The sequence below is a fragment of the Mesorhizobium sp. M7A.F.Ca.CA.002.05.1.1 genome, assembly GCF_003998335.1.
Taxonomy (GTDB): Bacteria; Pseudomonadota; Alphaproteobacteria; order Rhizobiales; family Rhizobiaceae; genus Mesorhizobium.
The window spans coordinates 1-1438 of record NZ_RZQI01001197.1 but is presented as its reverse complement, the minus strand read 5'-3'; the positions used below and the strand labels follow the sequence as shown (position 1 = coordinate 1438).

General features: G+C 51.7%; 3 protein-coding genes. All 3 read right to left on the bottom strand.

Going from position 1 to position 1438, the window contains the following annotated elements:
• Positions 1-220: hypothetical protein (locus tag EN939_RS34075; protein WP_206528424.1), on the bottom strand; the 220-nt coding region annotated here is incomplete at its 3' end.
• The gene (locus tag EN939_RS34070) at positions 220-693 is read right to left on the bottom strand and encodes a hypothetical protein (RefSeq protein WP_127271807.1); all 474 of its coding nucleotides are present in this window, start codon (positions 691-693) and stop codon (positions 220-222) included. The genes EN939_RS34070 and EN939_RS34075, both read right to left, overlap by 1 nt.
• A 182-nt stretch (positions 694-875) precedes the next feature.
• Positions 876-1238 carry a Rid family hydrolase gene (locus EN939_RS34065; protein ID WP_127270444.1) on the bottom strand — a complete coding sequence of 121 codons (363 nt, stop codon included), beginning with the start codon at positions 1236-1238 and terminating at the stop codon, positions 876-878.
• Positions 1239-1438 lie beyond the last annotated feature (200 nt).

Sequence of the window (1438 nt, the reverse complement as noted above, 5' to 3'; positions counted from 1 at the left end):
CCATCGCATAGAGCGTGGCAATCGATTTCGGGTCCTCAGGAATATATGTTTTCCCCGACAAGAAATTACCTAGCGCCTGACCTGCTATGGTTTCAGAATACCGCGGGAAAGAGACAATGGTAGCAGTCTTCCCTCGATCCTCGATCAGGGCTTTTAACGACTTTGATACTGTAAATTTTCCTGCTCCATCAACACCCTCAATAGCTACTATTTTGCCCATCAAACGAATATGATCCTCTGCAACACTCTTGAATTCGACAGTAGAAACCGAAACTGAGACTCTGACATCTTAAATCTGGTAGCCTGATTCAATATTATTTCCCGACGCCGCACCATTGGCTCAAAAAATAGAACATCGGCCTCGTCAAAAGCAAACCGAACTGCGAGCTTTACGAGGTCGAATTCAAACTCCAAGCCTTCCGGCAAAACTTTATCAGTATAAAAAGTCTTAGAGATGTCTTTGAAATAAATCGAATACTTTAGGAGATCAAAGGCAGATACGGTAAATTCTTCTTTTCCAAATACAAGTTTTAAGTTGCCACCTTGCTTCTTAATACCATCCGCTATGCTTTCTGACGACATCATAATACACACGCATGCTGCCTGCGCCGTGTCAAAGTCAGAAATAATCTCTGTGTAACTTTTGCTCATTGAAGACACTAGTGCCCAATTATCGGTCTGGAGTCGTGGCATTTAAGGCCACCCTGCTCTATAGGCGTGCCAGCCGCAAGAGGGGAACTCGACGACCGAACCCAGCGTCGCAGCAGACTTAGTCGACACATAGAGAGGGCCGCTAATCTCCGCAATCCCAACCCCCGTTTTCTAACACCTAATGCTTTCCCGCTTGCGTGAGCAATGTAACCGGCGTGCCCCCCTCACGCCACAGCCACACACTCGATCTCAATATCAAACTCCATCGGCCAAGACGCCACCGGCACAAAACTCCGCGCCGGCGGATTGGTCGAAAAATACCTGGCATAGACCCGGTTAATCGCGTTGTAGAAGCCGGAATTGACGGCGTAGATGCGCACCATCACGACGTTTTCCAGCGAGGTTCCGGCCGCTTCCAGGCAATGTTTCAGCGCCTTCAGCGACGCCTCGGTCTGTGTTTCGATGTCGCCGCGCACCATCTCGCCGGTCACCATGTCCACCGGCGGCGTCGCCGAGATGAAGACGAAGCCGTTGGCCTTGACCGCCGTCGAGCAGGGCAGGCCAAGCGCCCGCACCTTGTCCGACATGACGGGGACTTCGATGATTTCTTTTTTTCACGGCAGTTCTCCTTTGTTTGCAGGAAGCTTATCCCGGCACTGGCGGAACGCCAGCGCCGTTCTTCCCTTCTCCCCTTGTGGGAGAAGGTGGATCGGCGCGATAGCGCCGAGACGGATGAGGGGTGGTCCAGCGGAGTGAGACGTTGGCGTTCCCTGGAACACCCCTCATC

Coding starts and splice junctions, on each gene's coding strand:
- EN939_RS34070 (WP_127271807.1), bottom strand. CDS start 693: ATGCCACGACTCCAGACCGATAATTGGGCACTAGTGTCTTCAATGAGC.
- EN939_RS34065 (WP_127270444.1), bottom strand. CDS start 1,238: ATGTCGGACAAGGTGCGGGCGCTTGGCCTGCCCTGCTCGACGGCGGTC.